The following is a 23,933-nucleotide window of genomic DNA, read 5'->3' on the forward strand; positions in this document are numbered from 1 at the left end:
TCCCGGCCGAGCATACTTCAAGCCCGGCCCGAGGCCGTCAACGGAGACCCACCCCCACCGTCCTCAAGGCACCAGCCGCACCGTCAGCGTCCGCGCATCCGAGCGCCCCTGGTCGTCCACCGCGCGCACCACGTACGTCCCCGGCCGCGCTGCCCAGTGCAGGGGCTCGCCCCGGGGCGCGGTACCCACGAGCTGCTCGTCCACGAACCAGAACACCTTCCGCACGTCCGCGTCCGTCACCACCGCCAGCGGCACCGTCTGCGGCTCCTTCGCGGATGCGCGCACGTTGTAGTCCACGCCCTCCTGCGGCGTGGAGATTTGCGGCGCGGAGCCCTCGCTCGCGCGCTGCTCGAGGCCGCACGTCGCGTCCTCCGCGGGCGGCACGCGCCGGGGCAGGCCCGCCTTCTGGAACAGGCGCAGCAGGTCGGACGGCCAGAACTCGAATACCTGCGCGCGCGTGGACGGCCCGGGCGCGCACGTCCTCAAGCCCGTGCGCGTGTCCACCAGCACCTCGCGGTGCACGTCACACGCGCGGATGGGCGAGACACCCGGGATGAACCACGTGCTCGCCTTCCGGTGGCAGTGAGGCCCGGGGATGCCGCCGGACAGTGCGCACACCTGCACGCGGCTGACGCCGGGCGGAGGCATCGGGTGCACGCGCCGCACATCCGGGTCCTTCGCGCGCAGCGAGTCCACCACCTCGAACATCAGCGGCGCCGCCGCCGTCTGCCCCACGAAGGCCGGGTTGGGCCGACCGTCGAAGTTGCCCACCCACACCGCCACCACGTACGGCCCCACCACGCCCACGCTCCACGCATCGCGGAAGCTCGTCGACGTGCCCGTCTTCCACGACACCGGCACCGTGTCCCGCGCCCACTCGGCGCGGAAGGCCTGCGCGGGCCGGGGCCCCTTCGACAGCGCGTCCAGCACCATGAAGCTGGACTCCGCGCTCAGCATCCGCGTGCCCTCGTCGCGCGACGCGTCCACGGACAGGCGCAGCGGACGCAGCAGACCTCCGTTGGCGAGCATGGCGTACAGCTCCACCAGCTCCACCATGGACACACCGGCCGAGCCCAGCGCGAGCGACAGCCCGTAGTACGACTCCTCGCGCAGCCCGGTGACGCCCGCCTGCCGGAGGAAGCCATACAGCCCGGGCGCGCGGAGCTGCTTCGCCAGCGCCACCGCGGGGATGTTGCGGCTGCGCACCAGCGCCTCCTCCGCGGCCAGCGGCCCCACGAACTCACCGTCGAAGTTCTCCGGGTCATACCCCCGGAAGCCGGTGGACGCGTCCTTCACCATGGTGCGCGAGTGCACCAGCCCCTGGTCGAAGCCCAGCCCGTAGATGAAAGGCTTGAGCGCCGAGCCCGGCGAGCGCTTCGCCTGCGTGCCGTCCACCTGCCCGTCGATGCTCTCGTCGAAGAAGTCCGCCGAGCCCACCGCCGCGCGCACCTCCAGCGTGCGCCAGTCCACCAGCATCGCCACCGCGTTGCGGATGCCCACCTCACGCCGCCGCTCCACGTACTGCCGCACGTGGCGCTCCAGCAGCTTCTGCATCGACAAATCCAGCGTGCTCTTCACGCTGGAGCCCGCCGGGCTCGCCCGCAGCGCGCGGCCCACGAAGTGCGGCGCGAGGAAGGGCAACTCCTCCGGCGTGCGCACCGGGAGCGGCTGCGACAGCAGGGCCCGCCGCTCGGCGTCCTCCGGATGCGGCTCCAGCCACCGCTCGAACAGGCGCATCCGCGCCGCCGTCAGCGCGCCGGCATCCTTCCCCGGGTCCCTGCGCGCGGGGCTCTGGGGGACGACGGCGAGGGTGAGCGCCTCGGACAGCGACAGTCGCTCTACGTCCTTCGCGAAGTAGACGAGGCTCGCAGCTCCCACGCCCTCCACGTTGCGGCCATAGGGCGCGAGGTTGAGGTACGCCTCCAGGATTTCGTCCTTCGAATACGTGCACTCCAACTGGAGCGCCCGCAGCATCTGCAACACCTTGCCGCCCGGAGTGCGCGACTCGATTCCGTAGCGGATGCGCGCGAGCTGCATGGTGAGCGTGGAGCCGCCCATGCGCCGCCCGCGCGCGACGTACGTGTTCCACACCGCGCGGCCCACCGCCACGGGGTTGACGCCGAAGTGCTCGCGGAAGTGCTGGTCCTCGTGGAGCAGCGTGGCCTCCACGAGCGTGGTGGGAATCCGCTCCAGCGGCACCCAGAGCCGGTACTTCTCGTCCGGCGACAGGGTGAGCCGCAGGAGCCGCCCCTCACGGTCGAACACCGCCTGCGAGAAGCCCAGCCCCTCGCGCAGCGGCGGCCGGGGCACCGCGGCGTACAGCACCGCGAGCCCCAGCACCGTCAGCAACACCCGGCGCAACCACCGCGGTTTCACGGCGCGGCCACCGTCACCTTCGAGCCCACCGAGCGCGCCCTCACGCCGCGGTCATACATGCCCTCGGCGAAGGCCGGCGGCATGACGAAGGCGCCCGTGTTGGTCGCCTTGATTCGATAGATGTACTCGGTGACGCTGGAGCCCACCGTGCCGTAGAGCACCACCCGGTCCTCGCGCACGTCCACGTACTCGGGCGAGAACGAGGACTGGTCGCTGCCCACCGGCGGCACCCAGCCGCCCGCGACGGGCTCCGGCTCCTGGTAGTACGACTCCTCCCCCTCGCCCTCGTCGGACGCGTCCTCGGAGCCCTCGGACGACTCGGAGGACTCCTCCTCCGAGGAAGGCGCGGCCGGCTTCTCCATCACCACCTCGAAGCCACCGGGGAGCAAATCGGTGATGGCCACGTGCGAGACGTTGTCACCGACGGAGCGCAGCTTGAGGTGCACCTCCACCTCGCCGCCCAGCGGCACCTCCGTCACCACCTTGCCGTCCAGGCTCCGGAGCTCGCGCTGCACCTCCAGCTTCTGGACGATGGGCTGCGTGGGCACCTCCAGGTCGTAGCCCGCCTGCGTCACCTGGAAGAAGAGCGGCGCCTCCGTGGGGCCCTGCACGCGCACGCCGGTGGCCTGGTCGGAGAAGGCCACCTGCGGGAAGAGCCCGTCGGGAATCGTGAGCGGGCGGAGCGAGTCCGCCACCTTCTCCAGGATGGCCGTCCCGCTGCGCGACGGCATGCCCTTCGCGCCCAGCGCCTGTGCATAGGCCTCCAGGCCGAGGATGGCGTACGCGGAGGACAGCGTGTTGAAGCGCTCCGAGAGGATGGGCTGCGTCATCCCCACGAGCATCGCCCCGGTGATGGACTCGAGCCGCTCCGGGAAGTGCCGCGACACCAGGTAGAGCACCTGCGAGTCGTAGACGAGCCCGTCATACAGCCAGGCGTAGTCCGCCTCCTGCGGCGTCCCCACGCGCACCTTCTTCAGCGCGGCCTCGGCCTCCTTGTCCTGCTTGAGCAGCTTGTGCGTCGCGGCGATGTACGCGGCCGTCAAATCCGTGGGCCACGTCTCCGCGGCGTTCGTGTCCAGCCACTCGCGCAGCGACACCACGGACTGGCGGGACACCTTGCCGTTGCGGGTGAGCACGTACTGGGCATACGCCACGTTGCGCGCCTGGTTCAGGTCCGACGGCGTGCGGCTCACGAGCGACGTCAGCCACGTGAGGCCCCGGTTGAGGACATCCGGAGGCACCGCGAAGCCGCGCTCCTTCGCCTCGGTGAGGAAGTGCAGCGCATAGATGCTCGGCAGCGTGGGCGCGTACGAGTTGGCCGCCCACAGGCCGAAGGCGCCCTCCTCGTTCTGCCGCGTGCGCAGCACCTGGAGCGCCGCCGCGAAGGAGGCCTCGGCCACCTGCGGCCCCTGGCCCGTGAGCTCGCGACGGTTCTTCAGCACCACCGACGGGAAGGCGCGGCTGACGAGCTGCTCGGTGCACCCGTAGGGGTACTTGTCCAGGTACGTGGACAGGCCGCGCGCCAGGCCCAGGGGCAGCGGCGACGCGCTCACCTCCAGCGTGCGGTAGGCGCTGTGCATCTTCCGCGTCACGGCCACGTCCGTCTTGCCGTCCTTGACGTGGCCACCCGCCACGGACGTGAGGTACGGCACCGCGGGCCGCACGCTCAGGTCCACCGACTGCTTCACGCGCTCCTTGCCCATGGACGCGGTGAAGGCCAGCGTCCCCGAGCCGAGCACCGACTTCGCGCGCACGCGGAACGTCGTGCTCGCCTCGCGCCCCTCGTCGATGTCGAGCGGCCGGCTCGCCTCGCCCAGCACCTCCAGGTGCTCGGACGTCTTCAGCTCCAGCGTCACCTTCGCGCCCTTGCCGGAGCCCTCCACGCTGTTGGCCACCGCCACGCCCACGTTGAACTCGTCCCCGGGCGCCACGAAGGTGGGCACGCTGGGCGTAATCACGAAGGGCCCACGGATGACGGCGCGCTTGCTCGCCGCGCCCACCGACTCCGCGCCCACGGCCACGGCCATGACGCGCAGCTCGCCGTTGAAGTAGTCCGGCACGTTGTAGACGAGCTCCCGCTCCGTCTCGTCGATGTCCACGACGCCGGACCAGTAGGCCACGGGCTTGTCGCGCTTGCGCTTGAAGGGGTTGAGGTTCTTTCCAATCGCGTTCGCGCCCTCGTCGTCACCGCCCATGGCTGAGACGGCCTTGGACACGGAGAACTCGGGCAGCAGCAGGTCCAGAATCTGGCCCGTGCGGACCTCCAGCGCGCGCTTCTTGAAGAAGTGCGCCAGCGGGTCCGGCGTCTGGTATCCGGCCACCTGGAGGATGCCCTCGTCCACGGCGAACACCACCACCTTGCCGGCGCGGTCACCCTTGTAGCGGATGCGGTACGGCTCGCCGGGGCGGGCCTTGTCCGCGCTGGTGAGCGTCACCTGCAGCGCGCGGCTCGCGCGGCTCACGGAGAATGGCACCACGCCGTAGCTCAGCGGGCTCATGAAGATTTCCTGCGAGTCCATGGCGCGAACAAAGGTCACGTTGACGTAGCCGTTACCCTCCAGGCCCGGCGGCAGGCGGATGGTCTGCACGGTGCTGGTGGCGTCCGCCTTGAACCACTTCCACGCGTAGACGCGGTCTCGCTCAATCGTGATGAGACCCGCGCCGGTGTACGGCGCCTTGACGCTCAGCTCGATGTCGTCGCCCGGCGTGTAGTCCTGCTTCGCGAGCTTCACCTCCAGCTCCGCGTTCTTCTCCAGCGCGCGCGTGAGGTTGGCCTGGCCGGCCACAGAGTACTCCACGCGGCTGAGCTGGACGCCCTCCGCGTCCTTCACCATCACCACGTATTCGCCGGGCTGCTCGGTGGCCAGCGCGTACTTGAAGCCCGCCTCGCCCAGGGGCAGCTCGCGCGTGCGCACCGGGATGTCGCGGCGCACGGACTGGTAGCGGTACGTGCCGTTGGACTGCTGCGTGAGCACGGACACCCAGCGCTGCTCGATGAGCTCCGCCTTCAGGCCCTGCACCGCCACCTTCTTCAGATTCGGGTCCACGGCGATGAAGTCCACCGAGCGCGAGGAGCCCTGGCTCAGATAGTTCAGGCCGCCGTCCGGCTTGAAGCCGATGAGGTACGGCAGCGGCGACACCAGCAGCGACGCCTCGGAGGACACGCCGCGGCCGCCCTCCGCCTCGTAGCCCTCCGCGAGGAAGGACACGCGATACGTCGCCTTCTCGTACTTCTCCAGGCCCAGGGTGAACTCCACCTCGCCGTTGTCGTCGGTGGTGGCCTCCTCCAGGCGCTCGGTGAAGGTGCGCTGCGCGGTCAGCGGGTCATAGAAGTAGTAGCTGGAGTACTTGCGGAAGTTCGGGTACGCGGGCGAGAGGGACACCTCGGCCGTCACCCGCCGGTTGGCGGCGGGGATGCCGAAGAGGTTCTTCAGCGTCACCTGGCCCTTGAGGTCCTTCGGGGACACCCAGCCCTCGGTGCGCTCGGCGTTGAAGCGCGTGGTGATGCGCATGCGGTCCGGGAGGAACTCCTCCACGCGCACCGTGGTGGAGCCGAGCAGGCTGCCGCGCTGGCCGTCCTTCACCACGTACAGGTTCACCTGGTAGTTGCCCGTGGGGGACGTCTCCTCCGTCGTGTACTGGAGCGACTCCAGGCCCACGGCGGGGAGGGAAATCTTCTTCTTGAAGACCTCCAGGCCACGCGGGTCGAGGACGGCCGCCTCCAGCGGGACGCCAGTGGGCGGGCGGCTCCAGTCGGACGCCTTCACCACCAGCGCCACGTGGAAGGTGTCACCGGGACGGTAGAGGCCGCGGTCGGAGAAGAGGAACGCGGAGAGCCGGTCCGGCGTGGTGCCGTTCTCCACGCCGCCCACGTCGAAGCGGCTGAAGTTGAGCTGCCGGTCATACCGGTTGACGGGGATGAAGGCGAAGTCCTCGCCCTTGCGCGCCAGGTACACCGTGGGCGTGCGCTCGCGCACGAAGTCCGTCAGCTTCGGGAAGGCGGCGTGGCCGTTCGCGTCCGTGGTGACACTCACCACGGGGAGGCCATTCTTGCCCAGCACGCTCACCGTCACGCCCTCCGCGGGCGCACTGGAGCCGAGGCTCTGCACGAAGACGTCATGCGAGCCGTCCGCGTTGTCCTTCACGACGAGGCCCAGGTCCGTCACCAGCAGGAGCCGCGCATCCTCCTGCCCGGTGGGCGTCTTGTTCTCCGGGTCCCAGCTCTGGACCTTGAAGAAGAACAGGCCGCGCCGCTGGGACGGGGCGTTCTCCGGCGTGAGGTAGGGCGCGAGGTCGAAGGCGGCGTACTGCGCCTTGCCGCGGCCGGCGCCCTCCAGCGGGCGCACCTCGGAGAACGTCTCGGAGATGTTCTCCTCGTCGAACCGATACGAGGCGAACTCGGGGTGGGCGAAGCGCCCTTCCGTCTGCGTAATCAGGTGGTTGAGCTGGTCCGGCAGCACCCGGGCGAGCGAGAAGCGCAGCGCCTTCACGTCGCGCGACATCACCGTCACCTTCTTCTCACCCGCGAGGCTGAGCAGCGCGCCCTCGTGGAGGATGCTCACCTCCTCGGGGAAGGGCGGCACCTGGACGATGGTGTCGTAGCGCTCGGCCAGCACGTAGCCGCCCGCGGACTGCGTGCCCTTGTTGAGGCGCACGTAGAGGGAGCGGCCCACGTCCGCGTGGACGCGGAAGCTGTGCAGCGTGGCGAACTCCGTGTCCGTGGGCACCGCGTCCAGCTTCACCCTCGCGGAGGCCGGCAGCAGCTCCTCGCCGATGCTCGCGACGCCGTAGTCACTCCACGTGGCGTTGGGCACCGCGGGCTGGCCATCCTTCGCGGGCCGGTCCTTGGGGAGCAGCCAGACCTGGAGATTCTTTCGCAGCTCCGCCTCGGAGACGCCGGTGGTGAGGTTGAGCACCAGCACCTGCTCCGGCTCGTAGCGGTCATTGCGCACGAGCGAGACTTCGGTGCCGCCCACGTGGAAGTACGTGAACATGCCGGGGATGGTGACGCGGCGCTCCTGCCGGTCCTGGGCGGCCTCTCCGCCCCGCGCCGCGCGGATGCCGGGCGCCACCATCAGCGTCATCAGCGTGTCCTTCGGCGGAATCGGGATGAGGTCCGACTGGAGGTACGCCTGTCCCTTGAGCTTGTCGTAGGTGATGTTGAGCGGGAAGTTGTCGGAGCCCACGCCGAACAGCCCGCGCTTCTCCTCACCCGTGTGCAGCGAGACGTTGCGCACCAGCGTCGCCGGGTCCACCGCGTGGGAGAACGTCAGCGTGGCCACCACGCGCTTCTCCTTCGGATTGCGCGGGTCCTCGTAGAACTCGAGGTTGGAGATGGTCACGGAGAACGGCGCGGACTTGAAGGTCGTCTCGTACGCGTCCAGCAGCACGTGGTCCGGGAACAGCGAGCGGTCCAGCGAGACTTTGTACTCCTGCCCCACCGCCCAGTCCTCGGCCGGGGTGAAGGTGAGCATCTGGTCACTGGCCCAGCGCCACTCGCCCTTCACCGGAGGCGTCATCGTGATTCCCGCCGTGACGGGCTTGCCGATGGCCTCCAGGCGCGCCACCGAGCCGGTGAAGTGCAGGTACACCGGCATCGGCTGGAGCTGCTCCTCCAGCTTCGTCAGCGGAGGGTTGGTGGCGCTGAGGGCGTAGCTCACCGGCTTGGGGCGGTTCTGGTACCAGCGGTAGCCGGCATCCGCGCCCACGACGAGCAGCACGAGCGCGAGCAGCGAGAACGCGAAGCGCTTGGGGTGCTGGCGGACCTTGGCGATAGCGGCGCGCGCGGCGCGGGCACCGGCGCGGCCCAGGGCGGCGGCCCAGGGTGGTGGGTTCCATTGAAGCTCGCCGAACACGCGCGTGAGGAACCGCGGTCGGGGCGGAGTGGGTTCCGATTCGTTTGAGGACATGGGGTGGGGTGCGGCACGAGGTGCCTGCTCGGAAGAGAGCAAGCAGGAGGCCAGCTACGACCGATGAAAGCACGAGTCGGGCCGGGAACTGAAACGAGGGGACGCGGGCGGCGAGCCACGGGGGCGTGTGCGCGCGCGGCCACGCCTTCGCGCAGGTGCGTGGCTGGTTGGCCGCTTGCCCTGGCTCTAGCGGGAGCCGGAGCCCGGCCAGGGCGTGCGGAAGTTCCGATGCGAGCCGTTCCCCGGAGGCGCCGGCCTCGATGGAGGCGGGGGCTCTTGAGGGATGGGAGCGAAGGCATCGGGTGGGTCCATCACCACCACGGCGGGGCTGGGGGCGAGGACACCGCTCGCGAGGAGCGCTCCGACGAGCAGCCCGGCCACGGAGACACCCACGAGGGCCCAGCGCACCAGGCGGCGGCGCTTCGAGAGCGTTGGGGGGCCCTCGGCCTCGGTGACGCTCCCGCCCTCCTGAGCCCGTGGAGCCGGCTGCGCGGCGTCCCCATCTACCCGGGCCTGCATCACCGGAGGCGAGGAGGTCTCGGGAGCATCCCGAGAGACTTCGGGAGGCGTGGCACGCGCGGCACGCAGAGCCGCGAGCGCCTCCGCCGCGGAGCCGAACCGCTCGGAGCGCTTCTGCGCCAGCAACCTCCGGAGCAACGCCCGAAACGGCTCGGACGCCCGCACGTGCTGCTCGAAGGACAGCGCCAGCCCCTCGTCGAGCAGGTCCGCCGGCATGCGGCCACTGAGCGCGTGCACCAGCGTGGCGCCCAGGGCATACAAATCACTCGACGGCTCCACCGTCCCGCCGAGCTGCTCTGGCGGCATGTACCCGAAGGTGCCCACCAGCGTGGACCCGTGCGTCACCTCGCGCGCCAGGTGCCGGGCCGCGCCGAAGTCCACCAGCGCCGCGCGCCCGTCCGGACGGAGGATGAGGTTGGCCGGCTTCACGTCCCGGTGGATGAGCGCGGGCGTGCGCTGGTGCAGGGCCTGGAGCGTCTCCAGCACCTGCCCGGCCAGCGTCCACGCCTCGTCCTCGTCCAGGCGCTGCCGCTCCAGCCGCTGGAGGAGCGACTCACCCTCCAGGTACTCCTGCACGAGGTACAGCCGCGTCCCCACCCCGCGGCCCTCCTGGAAGCTCGCGACGAAGCGGGGGATGTCCGGGTGGCTCAGCGAGCGCAGCACCGCGGCCTCGCGCTCGAAGGCATCCAGTTGCTCCACGCCCGGCACCAGCGCGAAGAGGAGCTCCTTCAGCGCCACCCGGCGCCCTTCCGCGTCCACCGCGAGGTACACGCGCCCGTGCACCGACTGGGAGATGACCCGCTGCACGCGGTAGCCGCCCGGAGCCACGGCCGCGCCACAGTGGCCGCAGCGAGAGCCTTCGAGCGCGGCGTCGCACACCACGCACGCGGCCCGTCCGTCCTCGCGGTGGCCTGTGACGGATTGGATGCGCTCCACGGTGAACCTCCCAGACAGGCCCCAGTCTACGGGGCCAGGCCTGGGTGATGCGAACCGCGGGCCAGCCTACTTCCTGGGAGCCGTGGCTCCCCCGGCGCCAGGACGCGTCCAGCCATCCGGCCCGCGGCCGAAGAGCAGGCCCGGCCCCTCGCCCATCAGCACCGTCGACGAGAAGGCCGCCTTGATGAAGTCCTGCGCGCCCTGGCCGGTGCCCTCGGACAGCTTGCCGCCGTCCGCCTCGGCCCACTTGAAGGACTTGCCCCCGCTGGTCAGCTCCACCGCCAGCACCTGGCGGGACAGCTTGCTGGACAGGTCCGCCACGACCTTCGGGTCCAAGGCGCCGTCACGGCGCAGCTCGAGGAAGGCCATGCCCGAGGGCGAGCTGGCCGCGCGCCACTGCCACGCCTGCGAGAACTGCTGCGTCTGCCACCCCGCCGCGTCCATGTCCGCGACGAAGATTCGGCACTCGGGAGCGAGGCTCTCGGGGACGAAGCGCTCCTTCGGCGGGGACACCGTCCAGTCCTCCGCCACCACCGTGTCCGCCTGTCGCAGCCGGAAGGGGATGGTGTTGCACAGCTCCGCGAAGCGCTGCGCGTGGACGTCTTCCACCGAAGCCCCCGCGAGCAGCTTCGGCAGGGGCTGCGCTCCCACGGTGAGCGGCCCCGTCAGGTCGCGCGTGGCCACCTCCAGCGTCCGCCCGGCCAGGAACGCGGCCAGCCCCTCACGAGACAGCGAGTCGTACTTCTCGTATGCGCCGACGAAGCCATCCACCGCCGCCGACAGGGCGCGGAAGAAGGCCAGGTCCCACTGCTCGATACCCACCTCGCGGACGACGAGGAAGGTGCCCCCCTCGTCATGCAGCTTGTGGACGCTCCAGCGCAGCGTGCCCGGCGCGGCCGCGGGCGGCAGGGTCCCCGCCACCAGCCGCTGCCGCGACGTCACGGTGCGACCCACGCGCGCCAGCGCGGCGGTGATTCGGTCCGCGGCCTCCGGACCGACACCTGGTGCGAAACCTTCGATGAAGTGCCCCGCCATTCCTCACCCCGTTCAGAGCTTCCTGAAGTCGTAGCTCCCATCCGGCTTCAGGATGACCTCCATTCTGCCGTCCTTCGCGTTGATTTCGATACGCTTGACGAAGTCCTTGTCGAAAACGGCGCCCGGCGTCTGGATGGAGGTCGCGTCCGGGAGGCTCCAGTTCTTCTGGACGTCCGCCATGGTCCAGTGCGCGGAGGTGTCGATGTAGACTTCCACGTTCCGGATGTTGTGCTTCTGCGCCTTCTCCAGGGCCGCCATGGCCTGCGAGCGGGCGGACCAGGCCGTCATGCCCGGCTTGGAGGGGTCCGGAGTCCGCTTGAGCTGCATCGGCCGCGGCGGGTTGCCGATGAGGCCGTCGATGCCTGGATACGGCTTCTTGGTCGCATCGTCGCCGAAGAGGACGACGGGCTCTTTCCGGGCGGCCTGGAGCACCTCGGCCTGGGTGACTTCGTGCCCCGCGGGGATGTCCGCCTCGTAGCGGATCTCCACCCCGCCCGGCGACATCGTGCGCTGGGCGAGCTGGGGGTTGGTCAAATCCCCCAGGTTGCCGGCGTGGCGGATGAAGCGGTCCTGCTCCTCCAGGGCCTTGGAGATGCCGTTGAACTGCTGGCGCAGAATCTGGTCGCGCCGGGCGTCCGGCATCTTGAGGAACTTCTCCACCGTCTCCTCGAGCTTCGCGGGGCCTTTGTTGCGGGCCACGCGGTCCGCCCAGATGTCGAACGCCACCTGCTCCTTCGGGGTCAGCAGGCCGCGAGCCGCCACCTCGTGGGGGCCCGGCGTGCGGACCGCGCCGCCCGCCGTCTGCGCGGCGCTGAAGGAGACGGGCGCTCCGGGCGCCGCGGCTCGCGGCGTGAGGACCATCTTCTCCCCGGGGGGCAGCGCGCTGGCGCGCTCCAGCGCCGAGCCCAGCTCGGTGAAGCGGGCGAGCACCTCCTGCTTGTTGCCGGCCTGGGCCTGGGCCGCCGTCTCGCGAATCCAGGCGTCCATGCCGTCCAGCTTGCCCAGCCGCTGCATGTCCGCCGCGCGGTCGACGACCGCCACCAGCGGGGCCTCCATCACCTTCGGGTCCTGGAGCAGCTTCTCGATGTCGGCCAGCTCCGTCGTCCGCCCGCTGAACTCCTGGTGCACGACGTCGCCGTACTTGTCCACGTGGCCACGGCCCGGGGCGAGCGAGCCGAGGTTCGTCTCGTGCAGGCGCAGCTGGGTCTCCAGCTCCGCCACCTGCCGGTCGATGGACGCGCGCTCCGCCACCGTCGCGGCGTCGGGGCGGCCGCCCATGCTGGCGATGCGCTCGTCAATCTTCCGCTGCGCGGTGTCCAGCTCCGCGAGCATGCCCTTGAGCTTCTTCACCTCCAGGCGCGCCTCGAAGCCCGCGGTGCCGAAGCCCGGCGTCCCGGTGAGCGTCTGGTTGATGCGGTCCTTGAGCTGGCGAATCTTCCCCAGCGGCCCCTCGTACTTCTGGAGCGCGCGCGCCGTCTCCATGTGCGCGAGCACGTCCGCGTCGGTGGCCAGCGGCCCCCGCTCGATGCGCACCCGGCCATTGTCGTAGCGAACGCGCGTGGTGCTGCCCGGCAGGTCCGAGTTGGCCGCGACCGGAATCTCGCGGGGCCGCGTCATGCGGGACACGCCCTGCATGACGCCGTCCATGGCCACGCTGGTGCCCGCGCCGAACACGGTGCCGATGGTGCCGTCGCGCACCGCGCGGTTGCCCACCTGCGCCAGGCCCGGCATCAACCCGTTCTGCCAGGTCTCGCTCTGCATGGCCTGGTCCACCGCGCCGCCGGTGGCGCCGCTGATGCCGCCCTCCCACGCGCCCTGGATGGCCGCACCCTTCAGCCGCTGCATCACCGTCTGCTTGGCGACCTGCTCCGCGCCCTCGATGGCCGCCACCGAGCCGCCGCCCAGGCCCTTGGGCAGCGGAATCACGGCGGTGGCGCCCTCGACGGCGCCCACCACGCCCTGCTGCATCAGCCCGTCGGTGCCGAGCGAGTCCCCCTTGAAGTACGCCTGCGTCGCCATGCGCGTGCCCGCGCCCAGCGACGCGTAGCCCGCGATGGCGAGCGGCGTGGCCGCGCCGCCCGTGGCCACCACCGCGGCCGTCGTCACCACCACCACGGCGGCCGTGGCGGCCATGTCCGCGGTGCTGTCCTTCGTCTCCTGCAGGTCCTTGACGTCGTCGGTGGAGTAGCCCAGGCGGCGGTTGGCCGCCTCGGTGTTGCCCGTGGAGATGGCCGTCTCCGCCGCCGTCAGGTTGCGCTCCAGCCGCGCCGAGTCCGACTCGCCCTTCGTCCACGTCTGGATGGTGTCGATGACGCCCAGGCCGTCGCTCTGCTCGAACTTCTGCTGCGCCCGCAGGCGCGCCGCCTGCTGCTGCGCGGCGTCCGGCGCGTTCATGTCCACCGCGCCCAGGTCGAACATCTGGTCGACGATTTCGAACTTGTCGCGCCCGCCCAGCTCGGAGGTCAGGTCCGAGCGCAGGTCCTTCTTGTAGAGGTCGCGGTAGGCCGCGGCGATGTCGTTGATTTGCGTCTTGGACTTGTTGCCCAGCACCTCGCGCAGGGCGGCCTCGTCGGTGCCCATGCCGTCCATGGCGCGGTGCAGCCGCTCCGCGTCCGCCTGCGCCTGGCCCAACTTGTCGTTGGCGGCGGGCGGGTTGAGGTAGCGCAGGCCCACGGCGGCGTCATTGCCGCCCCAGCTCCGCACTTCGCTCTCCAGCGAGCGGCCGGTCTGCTTCTGGAACTCGGCCTTGAGGGCGGGCAGCTCCTCCGGCTTCGTGTTCTTCAGCACGTCGATGATGGCGCTCTTGTCCGCGCCGAACCACCCCTGCGTCGCGCTGTTGATTTGCGCGGCGCTGGCGACGGCGCTGTTGCCCTCCAGCAGGCCGCGAGCGCGGGTGTAGTCCTCCTTGGAGAGCTTCTTCTGCATCTCCGCCTGGAGCGACGGGTCCGCGAGCAGAATCTTCTTCTGCTCGGGCGGCAGGTCCTTGATGGTGTCGAAGACCTTCTGGCTGTCGGCGCCGAAGAAGCCCTGGAGGGCGTCGTTCACCTTGGAGCGCGCGGCGCTGGCCTCGAGCTGGTTCACCTGCGCGGGCGCGGTGGCGCTGGTGGTGGCGAGCAGGCTGCGAAGCTGCGTCTTCTGCGCGTCGTTGAGGCTGGGCTCCAGCGCCTTGCGCATGAACTCCTCGGGCGAGGAGGCCTGGATGTCCTTGTGGTCCTTCCCGTACATCTGCTGGAAGGAGCGGGCGATGGACTGGCGCTCGGCGGGGCTGGACTGCTGCAGCGTCTTGATGATGGCGTCCTTGTCACCGAACCAGCCCGTCTGCTGCTGGATGGCGGCGGCGCCCGCGTTGCCCTTGTTGCCGGAGAGGATGCTGTTGGCGCGGGTGAGGTCGTCGCCGCTCAGCTCCTCGCGGATGGTGCTGTCCAGGTCGAGGTTGTAGTGCTCCTTGAAAGACTGGCGGATGAGGGCGAGGTCGCCGGGGGACTTCTTGTCCAGCGTGGCGAACAGCTTGTCCTCGTCGGTGCCCCAGCCGGTGAGCCCGCCCTTCATGGCGCGGTACAGCTCGGTGGCATCCTTGGCGGCCTGCTCCTTCGTGTAGCCCGGCGTGACACCCGGCGGGCCGGCCGGAGTCTGGCGCGTGGGCTGCGCGGTGGTGGGCGACGCGGGCACGAAGGAGCTGGCGTTGGACGCGCGGTTGCCGGCGCTCCTCGCGGACGTGGCGGCCTGCTGCGCGGAGGTGTTGGCGCGCGCGACGGCCTGCTCGGCGCGGGTCAGCTCGCTCTTGGGGGCGCCCTGCTTCTTCGCCTGCTCGAGCGCCGCCTGGGCCTGCTTCAATGCGTCCTGGGCCTTCTTCGCCGCGGCCTCCGCGCGGGCCTGCGCCTGGGCGGCCTGCGCTGCCTGGGCCCGAGCCGCCTCCGCCGCCGCACGCGCGGCCTCCTCCGCGGCACGCTGCGCCTCGCGCGCGGCGCGTTCGGCTTCCGCGGCCGCCGAGCTCTGACCGGAACCGCTCGACTCACCCGTTCCCGTCGTCCGGGACGCGCCGCCGTCGTTGACTCTCATGGCCCCCACTCCACGCACTGTCCGCCCATGGCGGACAAAGGAATACACGGGCCCCCACCCCAGCGAGGGCCCACACGTCTCTCAACAGAGATTATCGAAGTAGGGAGGGGCCGGGTTGCTTCACACCCCGGTACGACCTTCCCCTGGCTACGTGCTGCGTCGGATCAGCCTTCCTTCTCCTCCAGCAGCACCTTCACGTCGGTGATGATGCGCATCCGCCGTGGTGGGTCCTCCTTCTCGGAGGACAGGTCGGCCTGGACGCGCATCTCCATTTCGCTCCGCGCGGGCCACAGCCGATCGAGGCGGAACACCGTCTCGCCCTTCGTCTGCGAGCGCAGCATCATCCGCTCTCCGCCATCCGTGCGCGTCTGGTACTCCGGCGGTACGGCCTGATCTCGCGAGGTCTGCTGGATGAGGAAGCGCGTGGTGAGCCTCTCGCCCTGGATGTCGGCCAGCTCGAAGCTGGCGGAGCCGTTGGCGGGCATGGGGCCGGAGCCATAGAGGGGCTCCTCCCAGCGGGCACCAAGGCCGATGGGCTCCTGCGGGAACGGGTTGCCGACGAACTGGAGCGCCTTGGCCAGGTCGTTGAGCTCCTTGCGGCGCGCGGGCTCCAGGCTCGAGGGCAGCGCGAGCTGGAGCGTGTTGCCCCGCCGCCCCGCGGAGCCCTTGCCGGTGAGGCCCGGCAGGAAGGCGAGGCTCTGCTTGAAGCCCTCGATGCTCTGCTCGGACGTGCCGGGCTGGACGAGCAGGTCCACCGCGTCGAGCGTGAAGTCGTAGCGGACGTCGCCCTCGGGGGAGACGGACTGCACGTGGATGATGAAGGTCATCCGCGTCGCGGGCACGCGCGGCGCGGGCTCGGAACGGCCACCGGTCTCCACGGTGACGGCGGAGGCATGGGTGGCGGTGACGACCTGCTTCGACCCGGGCTGGGGCCGGAGCACCATCTGCCGCCGAGGCTCACGGCCCTGGGTGACGAGGCTCATGGCGGCGACGCTATCACGTGCCCGCCACCACGACGGGCTCCGGCTGACGCGGCAGCACGGCCTGGAGCACCAGCCCGAGCACCACCACCAGCGCGCACCCAATCACGTTGAACCACAGGTAGCCGATGTCGCTGAGCATGAAGAGCGCAATCACCGTGGCCTGCGACAGGACGGCCGCGCCGAAGACGGCGTGCCCGCGCACGTGCTTGAGGAAGAAGGCCACCAGGAAGATGCCCAGCACCGTCCCGTAGAAGATGGAGCCGAGGATGTTCACCGCCTGGATGAGGTTGTCGAGCAGCGAGGCGAAGGTCGCGAAGCTCACCGCCACCAGGCCCCAGAACACGGTGAACAGCTTGGACGCCACCAGCACGTGCCGGTCCGAAGCGTCCTGCCGGAAGACGCGGCGGTAGAAGTCCACCGTCGTCGTCGCGCCCAGCGCGTTGAGCTCACTCGCGATGGAGCTCATCGCCGCAGCGAGAATGACGGCGATGAGCAGCCCGAACAGCCCACTGGGCAGCCACCGCTTCACGAAGCCGATGAAGATGTAGTCAGAGTCCTTCGTCTCCACGCCCGGCAGCGCGCGGGCCACCACCGCCTTCGCTTCCTTGCGGATGTCATTGGCCTGCTGCGCCGCGCCCCGCAGCGCCTCGCGCGAGGACGCCTCCGCGGCCGCGTCTCCCGCCTCACGCGCCGCGAGGTAGCGCTCCACCTCCGCGCGCTTGGCCGTCTGCGCCTGCTCCCACCGCGCCTCGACGGCGGCGTACTCGCCCGCTTGCGCGGTGGCCTGCACTCGCTCGCGCAGCGGCTCGTTGAAGAGCAGAGGCGGCGTGCTGAACTGGTAGAAGACGAAGACGAGGACTCCGACGAACAGGATGAGGAACTGCATCGGAATCTTCAGCACGCCGTTGAAGAGCAGCCCCAGCCGGCTCTCGGAGATGGAGCGCCCCGTCAGGTAGCGGCCCACCTGCGACTGGTCCGTGCCGAAGTACGACAGCGACAGGAAGAAACCGCCGGTGATGCCGGACCAGAAGTTGTAGCGGTCCTGCACGTTGAAGTCGAAGCTCACCACGTTCATCCGCCCGAAGGCGCCCGCGACGTCCACGGCCTTGCCGAACGAGACGTGCTCCGGCAGCCGCCAGATGATGACGAGCGCGGCCACCACCATGCCGCCCATCATCACCACCATCTGCTGCTTCTGCGTCTGGCTGACGGCGTTGGAGCCGCCCGTCACCGTGTAGAGAATGACGAGCGCCCCCATGGCCACCACCGTGGGCTCCAGCGGCCAGCCCAGAATCGACGAGAGGATGATGGACGGCGCGTAGATGGTGATGCCCGCGGCCAGCCCGCGCTGGACGAGGAAGAGGAACGCGCCCAGGAGCCGCGTCTTCAAGTCGAACCGCGACTCCAGGTACTCGTACGCGGTGATGACGTTCAGCCGGTAGTAGATGGGCACGAAGACCGCGCTGATGAGCACCATCGCAATCGGCAGTCCGAAGTAGAACTGCACGAAGCGCATCCCGTCCTCGTAGGCCTGCCCGGGGACGGAGAGGAACGTAATCGCGCTGGCCTGCGTGGCCATGACGGCGAGGCCGATGGTGGGCCACTTCAGCTCGCGCGCGCCACGCAGGTAGTCCTCCGTCGTCTTCGCGCTCCGCGCCTTCCACAACCCCCAGATGACGATGAATGCCGTCGTGCCGCCGAGGACCAGCCAGTCGAGCAGTGTCACGAGTACGCCTCGGTGAGCGCCCAGAACAGGGCGACGAACAGGACGAAGGTGCCGAGCACCACGAGGTAGATGTTGCGCCACGAGCCAAGCAGCGGCGGCGCGTCATCCATCTCGGGCCGGGGCGCGGGGGACTTCTGCAGGGACGGAGCGGGAGAGCTCATTGCGCGAGGATGTTCGCCAGGAGGCGGTAGGCGCCGGGTACGCCGGCGGGGAGCTGACGGAAGAAGGCGAGCCCCGTGTACACGAAGGCACCCTTGCCATGACGGGCCACCAGCAGCGAGCCCTTGAGCGGAGCCTCGCCCGCGTCGTTCATCGCGAACACGGGCCGGTAGTGTGAGTCCCACGTGGACGCGAAGTAGAGGCCGCGCTCCTGCACCCAGCCCTCGAAGTCCGAGGCCGACAGCGCGTTGGGCGCGCGCAGCAGCGGGTCGTTCGGAGTCACGGGCGTCATCGCCGCCGTCTCGTCCGTCACGCGGTCTCGACCAATCTCCATTGGATACGGGCCGACGAAGCTGGTGAGCGGGCCGACGCGGCTGTTGGTGTTGTACTGCACCACCAGTCGCCCTCCCCCTTCGACGTACTTGAGCAGCCGCTCACGGTGCACGGCGAGGCGCGGGTTGGCGTTGAAGGCGCGCACGCCGACGAGGATGGCCTCGAAGCGCTCCAGCTTCTCGCTCGCGAGCCGCTCCTCGGGGAGCACCGTCACCTCGTAGCCCACCGCCGCCAGGCTCTCCGCCACGCGGTCTCCCGGCCCGGAGATGTAGCCCAGGCGCTTCACCTTCGTGGCCAGCGTCAAGGGCACCAGCGTCGCCTCCGACGGCTGGCGCACCGCGAGCGGCGGGATGTGCTCGTGCGACACCGTGCGGGCGCGCCACGACTCCGTGCGTCCGCCGCTCTCCACGACGGCGCGCAGGCGGCCCTTCGCCGTGGCGCCCTTCGGCGGCGTCACCTGGAAGACCACCGTGCGCTCGTCACCGCGCGCGGCGAACTGGAACGGCACCTCCGCGGGCTCCACCTTCCAGCCCTCGGGCACCTCCAGCCGGGCCTTGCCGCTGGCGTCCGAGCGGCCCGCGGCCAGCACCACCGCCACGAGCTGCGTCGCTCCATTGGGGAACATCAGCACGTCCCGTTCCAGCGTCGCGGTGACGGCGGGGACGATTTCGAAGGCGCGATAGAGCTCACCGCGCACCGGGTCCGTCCACACGTAGACCACCGGCCGCGTCACGCTGATGCGGCGGCCGTTCGCCTCGCAGACGAACGTCACCGCGAGCGCGGGCTCCCCTTCCGGCCTCCCGGTGAGCGCGCGGTCCGCGCCCTCAAGCGTGTAGAGGCCGCCCGTCACGGGCGTGCGCAGCCAGTACGGCGTCGAGATGGCCGCGTCCTGGGGGAGCGCCACCTTCCGCGTCAGCTTGAACGGCGCATGCAGCGCCAGCGCGTTGCTCGCGGCCACGGACTCACCACCGGGAAGCGTGACACTCACGAGCCGCAATGCCGCGGGCGAGCGGTTCAGCGCCGTGAGGTTCAAGTCCACCTGCGAGCCCGGCACGGCCGAGGGCTCCGTGGCGCGAGCCTCCAGGAACAGGCCCGCGCACGCGGCGATGAGCGCCTCCGTCTCGCGCAGCTTGAGCGCCTTCCACGGGTTGTCCTCCGGCAGCGAGGTCAGCGCCTCGTGGACGCGGACGAGCGCCGGCACACTGAGGTACGGCGCGCGGGCATCGAAGCCCTTTTGCGCCTCGTCTACCGCGCGGGCCACGCCTTCCGCGCCCGGCCAGCGCTTCCACGAGAGGTCCAGCCCCTCGAACACGTCGCCCTTCGGACGCGTCCCCGCGAGCGGCGAGAAGTACTCCAGCAGCGGACCGCGCTCGGCGGGCACGCCGAAGCCCTGGCTCTTGTGCTGGCTGCGGCTCTCCGCGGCCACCTCGCCCCACGAGCGTCCGAGCAGCGCGTCGTACCCGCCCACGTCCACCTTCAGGTAGCCGGACATGTCCGCGCCTTCCGGCAGGCTCCACGTGGAGGTGTTGTGCAGCAACCGGTCCGCCTTCCAGGGCTTCACCTCGGAGAGCTGCTCGGGGAAGCGCTTCGGGTCGGCGGCCGCGGTGAAGGCCTCCGCCGCCAGGATGGCGGACGCGGTGTGGTGCCCATGGTTCGGCGGCTTCGTGGTGAAGCGCGTGACGATGACGTCCGGCCGGAAGCGGCGGATGGCGAGCACCACGTCCGCGAGCACCTCGTCGTGGCCCCAGATTTTCAGCGCCTCGTCCGCGCTCTTCGTGTAGCCGAAGTCGCGCGCCCGCGTGAAGAGCTGCTCCGCGCCGTCCACGCGCCGCGCCGCGAGCAACTCATACGTGCGGATGAGCCCGAGCATCGAGTCCTGCTCGGTGCCGATGAGGTTCTGTCCACCGTCGCCGCGCGTGAGCGAGAGGTAGCCCGCGCGCATGCCGCGCTCGCCCACGAGGTACGCGAGGAAGCGCGTGTTCTCGTCGTCCGGGTGGGCCGCGACGTAGAGCACGCTGCCCGTCACTCCCAGCCGCCGCAGCCCCGCGGCGAGTTCTCCTGCGTGGGGTTGTCGAGGCGCCTGCGCGAGTGCCGTCGACCCGACTCCAAGACTCATGACCAACGCCATTCCCAAGCCGAGCAGGTTCCGCATTCGGGCGGACCCTATAACAAGGCATTCGTAGCCGCGCGCGTGACCTTTTCATGAGCCTCGAATGCCGATTGACGCGATTGGCCAGGGAATAAGTGCGCGGCGCAAATGTCGGTTGCCTGCTCGTTCCACACCGGACCTGTTATTCAAGCCCGACCGTGACGTCATCGATCTCTGCCGCGTGGCTTCGCGGAGATGCGCGTGCGCTCTCCATCCTTCCCGACCGCTGTCGCCAGCCGGCCGCACGTGCCGAGGCGGTGGCCGCCGCCGCGTCTCGCACCGTGCCTCCGGCGCTGCTCGACGTCCTCATCGCCCGCAACGCGCGCCTCGCCCCCAGCCCCGCGCGCGAGCGACACCTCGAGATGCTGTCCCGGCCGGGCACCGTGGCCGTGGTGACGGGACAGCAGATGGGGTTGTTCCTCGGCCCCCTCTTCACCCTCTACAAGGCCGCCGCCGCCATCGTCGCGGCCCGCGCGCTCTCCCAGGAGACGGGCCGGCCCTGTGTCCCCATCTTCTGGTTGCAGACGGAGGACCACGACCTGCCCGAGGTCGACCACGTCTTCCTGCCGCGCCGCACCGGCGGTCCCCTGCGCGTGGCCCTGGAGCTCCCCGACGCGGCCACCTCGCGAGCGCCCATCGCCCACCGCCACCTCGGCCCGAGCGTCACCGCGGCCCTGGCCATGTTGCGCAATGAGCTGAGCGAGGAGCCGCACGCGCACGAGTACCTCGCGCTGCTGGAGCGCGCCTACCGTCCTGAAGCCACGTTGGCGGAGGCCTTCACCGAGGTGCTCTCGACGGTGTTCGCCGAGGAAGGACTGGTGTTCCTCGACCCTCGGGACGCACGCCTCGCACCGCTCGCCGCGCCCGTGCATCGCCGTTCCATCCTGGAGGCGGAGGCCATCTCCACCGCGCTCGCCGCCCGCGTGCGTGCTCTCAGCGAGGCGGGCTTCTCCGAGCAGGTCCACATCCGTCCCGGCTCTCCGCTGGGCTTCTTCTCTCCGGACGGCGTGGACGGTCCGCGCTACCGCATGGACCCGAGCGGCCCCAATACGTGGAGCCTCGTCGGACACCCGGAGGGGCGCACCGTGACGACGGCCGAGCTGCTCGGCTGGCTGGAGAGGGAGCCGCTCCGCTTCACCACGTCCGCGCTGCTGCGGCCGCTCCTCCAGGACACGTGGCTGCCCACTGCGGCCTATGTCGGAGGCCCCGGAGAGATTGCCTACTTCGCGCAGCTCGAACCGCTCTACGCGCACTTCGGCAGGCCGATGCCGCTCGTCGTGCCGCGCGCCCGCTTCCGGGTGCTGGATGACCGCACGCGACGATGGCTCGGCAAGCTGGGCCTCCAACCTGACGACGTAGGCACACCGCGAGAGGAATTGCTGACGCGGCTGGCCGCGCGCGACACCGCGCAGCCGCTCGAAACTCCGGAGGCCCTGGAGTCACGTCTCTTCGGCAACTTCGCGAAGGAACTGGACCGCATCAATGACTCGCTGCTCGCGCTGGACCCGATGCTCCAGGATGCGCTCCAGCGCACGCGTGGCACCGTGCGCGTCGCGGTGTCCCGCCTCACGGGCCGGTACTCCCGAGCACTCGCCCGGCGCGACAGTTCCACCGCCGAGCGCGTGGACCGCCTGCGCACGTACCTCACTCCCAATGGGGAGCCACAGGAGCGCGTCCTCGGCATGGCCCACATTGCATCGCGCATCGGCACGCGAGCCTTTGCGAAACAGGTGCTCGACGCCTGTGTGCCTTTCTCCGGCGTCCTGAAGGACCTGACGCCATGAGCGAGACCTACGGCATCGACGTCCTCGCTTTCGGACCGCACCCGGACGACGTGGAGCTGTTCTGCGGCGGCCTCCTCGCGCGCATGGCGGCCCAGGGCTACCGCACGGGCATCATCGACCTGACGCGCGGAGAGAAGAGCTCGCGCGGCACACCCGAGACACGGGCCGAGGAGACCCAAGCGGCCTCCCGCGCGCTCGGCCTGTCCCTCCGAGAGAATCTCGGCCTGCCCGACGGCTGGGTGAATCCCTGGGCCGGCTTCGAGTCCTCCGAGCCCGAGCGCACGCGAACCGCCGCCGTGTCCCGCGTGGTGGAAGTGCTGCGCCGCCTGCGCCCGGAGCTCGTCATCGTGCCGTGGGAGGAGGAGCGTCACCCCGACCACGAAGCCACCAGCGCCCTCGTGACGCGCGCGCTGTTCTTCGCCGGAGTCCGCAAGTTCGACACCGAGCCACCTGGCGCGCCCTTCACACCAAGGCAGGTGCTCTACTACCCGCTGCGCCACCTGGCCGAGCCCAGCTTCGTCGTGGACGTCACCTCCGTGTACGAGCAGAAGCGCGCCGCGGTGCGCTGCTACGCGAGCCAGGTGCAACCCCGCCCGGACGCGCCGCCCACGCTGGTGGGCTCTCCGCTGTCCCTCTCCTCGCTGGAGGCCCGGGACGCCTTCTACGGCGCGCAGGTGGGCGTGGCGTACGGCGAGCCGTATGTCCTCCGCGAGACGATGGGCCTCATCGACCCGGTGGAGCACTTCCGCCGGAATAGCTTCGCGCGCCCCCTGTTCTTCCCCCAACGCCGATGACTGACTCGCTCAACGTGGCCATCACCTGCTTTCCGACCTTCGGTGGCAGTGGCATGGTGGCCACCGAAATCGGCCTCGCCATGGCGGACCGGGGTCACCGCGTCCACTTCATCGCGAAGGACCTGCCGGTGCGCCTGCACGGCACCAGCCGCAAGGTCTTCTTCCACGAGGTGACGGAGAGCGACTACCCGGCGCTCCAGCACTCCAGCACGTACCCCATCGCCCTGGCCTCCAAGATGATTGAGGTGGCCAGCTACGAGCGACTCGACGTGCTCCACGTCCACTACGCCGTCCCGCACGCCACGGCCGCATGGATGGCGCGAGAGGTGCTGGGCGACAAGGCGCCGCGCGTCGTCACCACGCTGCATGGGACGGACACCACGCTGGTGGGAATCGACCCCAGCTACCTGCCGATTACGCGCTTCTCCATCCTGCGCAGCGACGCGGTGACGACGCCCTCGGACTTCCTCCGGCGCGCCACGTGGCAGGGCTTCGGCATCCCCGAGAGCGTCCCCATCGACGTCATCGCCAACTTCGTGGACACGCAGCGCTTCGCGCCCCGGAGAGACCGCGCGTGCCTGCAGCCCCTCTTCCCGGACCTGCGCGAGCCGGAGCCGGTGCTCATCCACATCTCCAACTTCCGCGCCGTGAAGCGCATCACCGACGTGGTGGGCATCTTCACCGAGGTCCACCGCCAGCGCCCCGCCCGGCTGGTGATGATTGGCGACGGCCCGGAGCGCACGTCCGCCGAGCGCCACCTCCGCGGACTCGGCCTGGAGGACCGCGTCGCCTTCCTGGGCAAGCAGGACCGCTTCGAGGAACTGCTCGCCGCCGCGGACGTCTTCCTCCTCCCCAGCGAGCAGGAGAGCTTCGGGCTCGCCGCGCTGGAGGCGCTGAGCTGCGGCGTTCCCGTGGTGGCCAGCGACATCGGCGGCATCCCCGAGCTCGTCACCCACGGAGAGACGGGCTTCCTCGCGCCCGTGGGGAACATCCAGGCCATGGCCGCGCATGCGCTCCACCTGGTGGAGGACGCGGCGCGCTGGTGGGCCTTCTCACGCCGCGCGCGGGAGGTGGTGCTCGAGCGCTTCCAGCTCGGGCCCGCCATCGACCGCTACGAGGCGCTCTACCGCCGGCTGGCGAGGGGAGCCCCCAAGCGCTGAAGGGCTCCCGG

At 70.4% G+C, this 23,933-nt stretch carries 12 protein-coding genes; 3 read left to right on the forward strand and 9 right to left on the reverse strand.

The features are described from left to right. Positions 1–63: 63 nt before the first annotated feature. From pbpC to ACVTJA_RS43095, 9 genes are all read right to left on the reverse strand, one after another. Positions 64–2,376, reverse strand: coding sequence for a penicillin-binding protein 1C (pbpC, locus tag ACVTJA_RS43055; protein ID WP_465829434.1), 2,313 nt, complete (start codon positions 2,374–2,376; stop codon positions 64–66). Further along, on the reverse strand, positions 2,373–8,231 hold the full coding sequence (locus tag ACVTJA_RS43060) for an alpha-2-macroglobulin (protein WP_465829436.1): 5,859 nt from the start codon (positions 8,229–8,231) through the stop codon (positions 2,373–2,375). Before ACVTJA_RS43060 ends, pbpC begins: the two co-directional genes overlap by 4 nt. A 240-nt stretch (positions 8,232–8,471) precedes the next feature. Further along, positions 8,472–9,740 carry a serine/threonine-protein kinase gene (locus ACVTJA_RS43065; protein WP_465829438.1) on the reverse strand — a complete coding sequence of 423 codons (1,269 nt, stop codon included), beginning with the start codon at positions 9,738–9,740 and terminating at the stop codon, positions 8,472–8,474. A gap of 66 nt (positions 9,741–9,806) precedes the next feature. Next, the gene (locus tag ACVTJA_RS43070) at positions 9,807–10,775 is read right to left on the reverse strand and encodes a hypothetical protein (RefSeq protein ID WP_465829440.1); all 969 of its coding nucleotides are present in this window, start codon (positions 10,773–10,775) and stop codon (positions 9,807–9,809) included. Between the two features lie 12 nt (positions 10,776–10,787). Beyond that, positions 10,788–14,834 (reverse strand): annexin, encoded by a 4,047-nt coding sequence (locus tag ACVTJA_RS43075; protein ID WP_465829442.1) that lies wholly within the window; start codon positions 14,832–14,834, stop codon positions 10,788–10,790. A 164-nt stretch (positions 14,835–14,998) separates the two neighbouring features. Then, the gene (locus ACVTJA_RS43080) at positions 14,999–15,817 is read right to left on the reverse strand and encodes a hypothetical protein (protein WP_465829443.1); all 819 of its coding nucleotides are present in this window, start codon (positions 15,815–15,817) and stop codon (positions 14,999–15,001) included. Between the two features lie 13 nt (positions 15,818–15,830). After that, positions 15,831–17,543: a sodium:solute symporter family protein gene (locus ACVTJA_RS43085; RefSeq protein WP_465829445.1), complete on the reverse strand. Its 1,713-nt coding sequence runs from the start codon at positions 17,541–17,543 to the stop codon at positions 15,831–15,833. Then, positions 17,540–17,704, reverse strand: coding sequence for a hypothetical protein (locus ACVTJA_RS43090; RefSeq protein WP_465829447.1), 165 nt, complete (start codon positions 17,702–17,704; stop codon positions 17,540–17,542). Before ACVTJA_RS43090 ends, ACVTJA_RS43085 begins: the two co-directional genes overlap by 4 nt. Continuing rightward, positions 17,701–20,187, reverse strand: coding sequence for a PIG-L family deacetylase (locus tag ACVTJA_RS43095; protein ID WP_465829449.1), 2,487 nt, complete (start codon positions 20,185–20,187; stop codon positions 17,701–17,703). The genes ACVTJA_RS43090 and ACVTJA_RS43095 overlap by 4 nt, the downstream gene beginning before the upstream one ends. A 116-nt stretch (positions 20,188–20,303) precedes the next feature. Between ACVTJA_RS43095 and bshC the strand changes: the two genes are divergently transcribed. Genes bshC through bshA form a run of 3 tightly spaced genes read left to right on the forward strand, consistent with a single transcriptional unit; the run spans position 20,304 to position 23,922 of the window. Then, a complete protein-coding gene (gene bshC, locus ACVTJA_RS43100) occupies positions 20,304–21,968 on the forward strand; it encodes a bacillithiol biosynthesis cysteine-adding enzyme BshC (protein WP_465840654.1) in 1,665 nt (554 codons plus the stop codon). Further along, positions 21,965–22,762 (forward strand): bacillithiol biosynthesis deacetylase BshB1, encoded by a 798-nt coding sequence (gene bshB1, locus ACVTJA_RS43105; RefSeq protein ID WP_465829450.1) that lies wholly within the window; start codon positions 21,965–21,967, stop codon positions 22,760–22,762. Before bshC ends, bshB1 begins: the two co-directional genes overlap by 4 nt. Continuing rightward, positions 22,759–23,922, forward strand: a complete 1,164-nt coding sequence (gene bshA, locus ACVTJA_RS43110; protein ID WP_465829451.1) for an N-acetyl-alpha-D-glucosaminyl L-malate synthase BshA — start codon at positions 22,759–22,761, stop codon at positions 23,920–23,922. Before bshB1 ends, bshA begins: the two co-directional genes overlap by 4 nt. The last annotated feature ends 11 nt before the right edge of the window (positions 23,923–23,933 follow it).

The sequence above is a fragment of the Pyxidicoccus sp. M6 genome (genome assembly GCF_055568925.1).

What these genes read in the sequence shown, in the direction of transcription:
- ACVTJA_RS43070 (WP_465829440.1), bottom strand. Translation starts at nt 10,775, where the DNA reads ATGGCGGGGCACTTCATCGAAGGTTTCGCACCAGGTGTCGGTCCGGAG.
- ACVTJA_RS43075 (WP_465829442.1), bottom strand. Translation starts at nt 14,834, where the DNA reads ATGAGAGTCAACGACGGCGGCGCGTCCCGGACGACGGGAACGGGTGAG.
- ACVTJA_RS43080 (WP_465829443.1), bottom strand. Translation starts at nt 15,817, where the DNA reads ATGAGCCTCGTCACCCAGGGCCGTGAGCCTCGGCGGCAGATGGTGCTC.
- ACVTJA_RS43090 (WP_465829447.1), bottom strand. Translation starts at nt 17,704, where the DNA reads ATGAGCTCTCCCGCTCCGTCCCTGCAGAAGTCCCCCGCGCCCCGGCCC.
- ACVTJA_RS43095 (WP_465829449.1), bottom strand. Translation starts at nt 20,187, where the DNA reads ATGCGGAACCTGCTCGGCTTGGGAATGGCGTTGGTCATGAGTCTTGGA.
- bshB1 (WP_465829450.1), top strand. Translation starts at nt 21,965, where the DNA reads ATGAGCGAGACCTACGGCATCGACGTCCTCGCTTTCGGACCGCACCCG.
- bshA (WP_465829451.1), top strand. Translation starts at nt 22,759, where the DNA reads ATGACTGACTCGCTCAACGTGGCCATCACCTGCTTTCCGACCTTCGGT.